6 protein-coding genes and 1 pseudogene are annotated in these 5,178 nt (G+C 66.3%); 4 read left to right on the forward strand and 3 right to left on the reverse strand.

The features are described 5' to 3' along the window. Positions 1-96: 96 nt before the first annotated feature. On the forward strand, positions 97-1,416 hold the full coding sequence (gene murA / locus QZ213_RS24255) for a UDP-N-acetylglucosamine 1-carboxyvinyltransferase (RefSeq protein ID WP_291688613.1): 1,320 nt from the start codon (positions 97-99) through the stop codon (positions 1,414-1,416). 242 nt (positions 1,417-1,658) lie between these two features. Here murA and QZ213_RS24260 read toward each other — a convergent pair whose 3' ends face one another. The 3 genes from QZ213_RS24260 to QZ213_RS27225 all read right to left on the reverse strand — a co-directional run bounded on the left by QZ213_RS24260 (position 1,659) and on the right by QZ213_RS27225 (position 3,152). Next, a complete protein-coding gene (locus tag QZ213_RS24260) occupies positions 1,659-2,027 on the reverse strand; it encodes a hypothetical protein (RefSeq protein WP_291688614.1) in 369 nt (122 codons plus the stop codon). Next, the gene (locus QZ213_RS24265) at positions 2,024-2,761 is read right to left on the reverse strand and encodes a hypothetical protein (protein ID WP_291688615.1); all 738 of its coding nucleotides are present in this window, start codon (positions 2,759-2,761) and stop codon (positions 2,024-2,026) included. The genes QZ213_RS24260 and QZ213_RS24265 overlap by 4 nt, the downstream gene beginning before the upstream one ends. Before the next feature lie 118 nt (positions 2,762-2,879). After that, on the reverse strand, positions 2,880-3,152 hold the full coding sequence (locus tag QZ213_RS27225; protein WP_365885204.1) for a sigma factor: 273 nt from the start codon (positions 3,150-3,152) through the stop codon (positions 2,880-2,882). Here QZ213_RS27225 and QZ213_RS24270 point away from each other — a divergent pair. From QZ213_RS24270 to QZ213_RS24280, 3 genes and pseudogenes are all read left to right on the forward strand, one after another. Next, a pseudogene (locus tag QZ213_RS24270) lies at positions 3,100-3,252 on the forward strand (UDP-N-acetylglucosamine 1-carboxyvinyltransferase); the annotation flags it as partial. The gene QZ213_RS27225 and the pseudogene QZ213_RS24270 overlap by 53 nt on opposite strands. 236 nt (positions 3,253-3,488) lie before the next feature. Then, complete coding sequence (locus QZ213_RS24275; RefSeq protein ID WP_291688616.1) at positions 3,489-4,904, forward strand: MATE family efflux transporter; 1,416 nt, start codon at positions 3,489-3,491, stop codon at positions 4,902-4,904. Continuing rightward, positions 4,901-5,178: DUF2867 domain-containing protein (locus QZ213_RS24280; protein WP_291688617.1), on the forward strand; the 278-nt coding region annotated here is incomplete at its 3' end. The genes QZ213_RS24275 and QZ213_RS24280, both read left to right, overlap by 4 nt.

Here is a 5,178-nt window from a genome sequence, read left to right on the forward strand (position 1 = left end):
AAGGGAGAGCGTGACGGAATTCCCCCGCCTGTGCTACGGTGCGTTTCGCAACCCACTGATTCCACAAGACTTAACTCAAGCTTCGGGCGAAACCCCATGAGTGACCCGACAGCCGGGCCGGCCTCCCCTATCCAGTACGTGGTCGAAGGGGGACACCGGCTTTCTGGCACGATCACACCTGCCGGCAACAAGAACGCCGCGCTGCCGATCATTGCCGCGGCATTGCTCACCGAGCATCCGGTCACGCTGCAAAACGTTCCGCGGATTCGCGACACCGAAACGCTGGTGGAGCTGATCCGCTCGGTCGGCGCGTCGGCCGAATGGCGCGAGCGCAATACGCTTGATATCCACGCCAAAAACATTCGCGCCGCCGACCTCGATCCGGTGCTCTGCGCGCGGATCCGCGCCTCGATCCTGCTGGCGGGGCCGCTGCTGGCCCGCTGCGGCGAGGTGATGCTGCCGCCGCCCGGCGGCGACGTCATCGGCAGGCGGCGTCTCGACACCCATTTTCTGGCGTTCGAGCAGCTCGGCGCCAGCGTCACCGCGTCCGACCGGCTGCAATTCAGGGCGAAGCGCCTCAACGGCGCCGATGTCTTTCTCGACGAGCCGAGCGTGACCGCCACCGAAAACGCGCTGATGGCCGCGGTGGGCGCCCACGGCACCACCCATCTGCGCAACGTCGCGTCCGAGCCGCATGTGCAGGACCTCGCGCATTTCCTGGTCGCGCTCGGGGCCCGGATCGAGGGCATCGGCACCAACACCATGATCGTGCACGGACCGGCCACGCTTCGAGGCGCCAATTATTCGATCGGGCCCGATCACATCGAGGTCGGCTCGCTGATCGGGCTCGCCGCGGTGACGCGGTCGCCGCTGCGCATCGCGCGCGCCGGCGTCACACATCTGCGCTCGATCCGGATGGGGTTCGAGCGGCTCGGCGTGGTCTGCGAGGTCGACGGCGACGACCTCGTGGTGCCTGATCACCAGACGCTGAAGATCCGCGACGATTTCGGCGGCCATGTGCCGAAGCTCGAGGATCAGCCGTGGCCGGCCTTTCCCGCCGACCTGATGTCGATCGCCATCGTCACCGCGACCCAGTGCGACGGCGTGATCCTGATGTTCGAGAAGATGTTCGAGTCCCGGATGTTCTTCGTCGATAAACTCATAGCAATGGGCGGGCGCATCGTGCTGTGCGACCCGCACCGGGCGATCGTGGCGGGGCCGAGCCGGCTGCGCGGCGCGCTGATGACCTCTCCCGACATCCGCGCCGGCATGGCGATGCTGCTGGCCGCGGTCTGCGCCAAGGGCACCAGCACCATCAACAACGCCGACCAGATCGAACGCGGCTATGAGCGGATCGACGAGCGGCTGAACGCGCTGGGCGCGAGGATCACGCGGGTGCCGGCGCGGGCGGGTTAGTTTGAGTTGAGTCCAGGGCGTGGACTCATATATCCGGAACGGTCGACGGATGTGCCTGGTGCGCATTCCGGACTCAAGCCGGACATTACGGCACGCCCGAAATGTGCCATTTCCGCAATCACGTACCGCAGCGAGAAGCAACCATTCGATCACCTCGTCGGCGCGGTTGCGTAGAAGATCGCACCCCCACCCGATCAGCAGCATGGTGACGAAGATTTGCCACCATGCTGCTGTCGTCTACGTTAGGGCAGCACGTTGGTGAAGCCTCCGCCGACACCGACACCGATGTTGTTGGAGACACCACTCGTGATGGCCGCACCGTTGCCGATCGAGGCCGCGCCGCTCACGGCGTTGCTCTGACCCACAGACGCTCCGAGGCCGGTCGAGATGCCGCCGGCCGGGGAGGCCGCCGCGAAACCAGCACCGATGCTGGTGGTGGTCCCGTTGGCGAGCGAACCCGCCGCCGCGGTGCCGATCGAGGCGGCCCCCGTGGTGGTCTGGACGTGACCGAGGTTGAGGCCTCCCCCGACGGCGACCGTCGAGCCGGCGTCAGCCGGCACAATGCTTCCCGCCAGAGCGATGAACGCCACACTCATCAACAGCTTCTTCATCGTGACTTTTCCTTCTTTTCGGTTTCCGCCACGGCGGGTGCCGGGGCGGGTTGGCTTGCTGCCATGGTCGTCAGTCCACCACCCGCCGCCGCTTTCTTCTTCGGCGGAGACGCGTGGTGCTCGACGTAGGCCCAGACACGGCAGCGCTGGCCGGGCTCGTCGTAGTCGTTGCAAAGACGGATCTTGCCGGTCTCGCCCTCGACCAGCAGGATCGGGCCGCCCGCGTAGGGCTGCTCGTCCGTGGCCGTCGTGGCCGCCGATGCGTAGGCGGCCCGAGCGGGAGCGTGGATGGGACGCACGGGAGCCCGCGGCAGATAGATTGCGCAAACGTCCGGCATCGCGCGGTAGATGTCGGTGTTGAGGCAAAGCCGCGCCACCGCGGCCTTCTTCAGGCCCATGCTCCACAGCGTCCGCGCATCGAGCCGCGCCGCGCAGCTGGGATCAGGGATCGAGGTGCCGAAGCTGAATCCGGTCCCGACAAACGCGCCTCCGCCGGAAACCGACCCGAGGCACGTTTCGAGCCCGGCCGCGGCCAAGCCCGGTGCGAAAACGCTCGGCACGTTCTTGACCGTCTGATCGGCCGGCACGGTGCTGATGCTGGTGATCCTCGCCGAGCCGCCCTGCCCCGAGATCGCCTGCGAATTCGATGTCGATCCGGCAATGCCGACGCCCGACCCCGTCGATGATTGGGCCCATGCAGGGCCACTCGCCGCCATCGCAACGATGGCAGCCAACAAAAGACGCTCCATGTGTGGTTCTTTCTACCGCGCTGGTAGAATGAAAATTCGCAACACACGTCGACCCGCCGATTGATTCAATTTATCTTAAATTTTTGCATTTTCATCCGCAGATCTATTTCGTGGTTAACAGGCGCGGCCAGCTTGTCGCCTCGTCCAGGGCTTCGGCCAGATGAACCGTCAACTTTGCCTCGCGCGCCGATCGGCCGCGGAGCCAATCGAAAGCGACATTGGCCGCAATCCGGTGAAGCCACGTTGAAGTCCGAGCGTCGCCGCGAAACTGCGGCAAAGCTCTTGTCGCCTTCGCAAACTTGTCCGGTTTGCCGGTTGAAGTCGGCCGATTGGCGATGCTGCTGGCCGCGGTGTGCGCCAAGGGCACCAGCACCATCAACAATGCCGACCAGATCGAACGCGGCTATGAGCGGATCGACGAACGGCTCAATGCGCCGGGCGCCCGGATCACGCGTGTGCCGGAGCGGGCGCGGTAGCTAATACAAGGAGTATCGGCTACTTCTCCCTCTCCCCGCCCTTCGCGGGGTCGAGAAGCGTAGCTCGCTCTTAGAGGGTTGGAGTGATGGGCTCTTTCAACGAACGCGACTCGCGGAGAGCCCCCTCACCCGCCCGACTTCGCTGCGCTTCGCGACCTCTCCCCGCAAGCGGGGCGAGGTGATCGACTCGCAAAGCTTTGACCCAACTCGAAACCATCATGCGCTAGTCTCGGCCGATGACCGTTCTTGAAAAAACACAGCAGGCATCCATCGCGCCGCACGGAGCCGCTTCCCCTCGCGAGCGTCATCTCGCGGCCGAATTCGCCGATACGGTAAAACTGGCCGCGCCGATGGCGCTGATCCAGCTCGGACAGATCGCGATGATGACGACCGATCTCGCTTTGATCGGCCGGCTCGGCGAGGCGGCGGTTGCCGCGGCGGCACTGGCCAGCACCGTCTATTTCGTCAGCTTCACCCTGGGCCTCGGCGTGGTGTCCGCGGTGTCGCCGCTCGCAGCACAGGCCTTCGGCGCCCGCGACCTGCACCGGGTGCGGCGAAGCTTGCGCGTCGGGCTCTGGGCCGCGCTGCTGATCTCGCTGCCGATGATGACGTTTCCGCTCTACGGCGAACGGATCCTGCTGATGCTCGGGCAGGCGGAGCCGCCGGCCAAGCTCGCGCAGGATTATCTGCTCGGCCTGGTCTGGGGCGCGACGCCCGCGCTGTGGCTGATGGCCATCCGCGGCTTCATGGGCGCGCTCAACCGGCCCGAGCCCGTGCTCTGGATCACGCTGGCGGCGATCCCGGCCAACGGGCTTCTGGTCTATCTCCTGATTCACGGCGCGTGGGCGCTGCCGCCGCTCGGGCTGTTCGGCGCCGGCATCGCCACCACGATCGTCAATTTCGCCATGTTCCTGGCCGGGCTGTGGTTCGCCACCTCGCGCCGGCCGTTTTCGAAATACCATGTGCTCGGAAACATCTGGCGCATCGACTGGGCGATGATGCGTCAGCTGATCGCGATCGGTGCGCCGATCTCGATCGCCTTCATGATGGAATACGGCCTGTTCTCCTCGGCGGCGCTGCTGGCCGGCCTGATCGGCACGACCGCGCTCGCGGCCCACCAGATCGCCCTGCAGGTCACGGCCGTCCTGTTCATGGTGCCGCTCGGCATCGGCATGGCCGCCACGGTGCGGGTCGGCCACGCCGTCGGCCGCAACGACGCCGCCGGCGTCAGGCGTGCCGGTCTCGCCGCCCTGCTGCTGGGCCTCATGTTCGGAGCCGGCCTGACCTTGATGGTGATCGTTTGTCGTTTTGCGATCGCGCGGCTTTTCTTCGGCGATACGGCCGGGAACGCGGACGCCACGATCGACCTCGCCGCGACGTTGCTCGTGGTCGCCGCCACGCTGTTTCTCACGGACGGCGTTCAGACCATCATGGCCGGATCGCTGCGCGGCATGAAGGACACCCGCATCCCGCTGCTGTTCGCCGTGATCGGCTACTGGCTGATCGGCTTTCCCGCCGCATGGGCGCTGGCCTTCCAGGCGCATCTCGGGGCCGTCGGCGTCTGGATCGGCTTGTCGGTGGGGTCGCTGGCCTATGCCTCACTTCTGCTCTTGCGTTTCAGGCGGCTGGCGAACAGGCTTGCCTCCGCATGAAGGTCCAGGAGGTCGAGCCGGATGTTGATCGCGCCGCGTTGCTTGCCGGCGCGCAGTTCGTCGACGCTTTCCGGATCGCCGTCGAGGGCCGGGCGCTCGATGCACGACATGCCGCGCAGCGCATGATGGGCCGCTCGCCGCGCTGGGTGGAATCCCTGTTGTCGCTGCGAAATGCGCTGGTCGCGCCGTTCGGGCTCAAGACGTCAGGCGCCGGCGAAGCGGCCGCCGGAGGCGCCATCGGCATCTTTCCGGTTCTGAGCGAGACGCCGGAGCG

Origin of the sequence: Bradyrhizobium sp. (assembly GCF_017881085.1) — a bacterium.
In the GTDB taxonomy this organism is placed as follows: Bacteria; Pseudomonadota; Alphaproteobacteria; order Rhizobiales; family Xanthobacteraceae; genus Bradyrhizobium.

Excerpts from the sequence above, each read along its gene's own strand:
- murA (WP_291688613.1), top strand. The coding sequence starts at position 97 with ATGAGTGACCCGACAGCCGGGCCGGCCTCCCCTATCCAGTACGTGGTC.
- QZ213_RS24260 (WP_291688614.1), bottom strand. The coding sequence starts at position 2,027 with ATGAAGAAGCTGTTGATGAGTGTGGCGTTCATCGCTCTGGCGGGAAGC.
- QZ213_RS27225 (WP_365885204.1), bottom strand. The coding sequence starts at position 3,152 with ATGGTGCTGGTGCCCTTGGCGCACACCGCGGCCAGCAGCATCGCCAAT.
- QZ213_RS24275 (WP_291688616.1), top strand. The coding sequence starts at position 3,489 with ATGACCGTTCTTGAAAAAACACAGCAGGCATCCATCGCGCCGCACGGA.